The 246-nt window shown below is 65.0% G+C and carries 1 protein-coding gene; it reads left to right on the top strand.

Annotated features, from left to right (window positions below; all coding sequences use genetic code 11):
* Nucleotides 1-246, top strand: a 246-nt coding sequence (locus IB265_RS37990; protein WP_192496243.1) for a hypothetical protein, incomplete at both ends; no start/stop codon positions are given.

Below are 246 nucleotides of genomic sequence, written 5' to 3'. Positions count from 1 at the left end.
CGGAAGGCACGACGATCAGTGGCTCGTTCGACTTTGCGGCTGGCGCGGATGGAGCAACGCTGACACAGATCAACGGCACCTCGGTCGGTGCTTTCGATGCAGTCACCGGTTGGTCCGCATGGATCGACGTCGGCGCGGGCTCGATCCGGGTCAAGGCCGACGGCAGCTACGAGTTCCAGGCGGATGCTCCGACGGTCGGAGCATCTCTGCCGGTCAACGGTACCTACACGGTGACGGACGGCGACG

It is taken from the genome of Ensifer sp. ENS10, assembly GCF_014852025.1.
GTDB lineage: Bacteria > Pseudomonadota > Alphaproteobacteria > Rhizobiales > Rhizobiaceae > Ensifer.
Note: the sequence above shows the minus strand (reverse complement) of the source record. Positions and strands in the feature narration are given on the sequence as shown.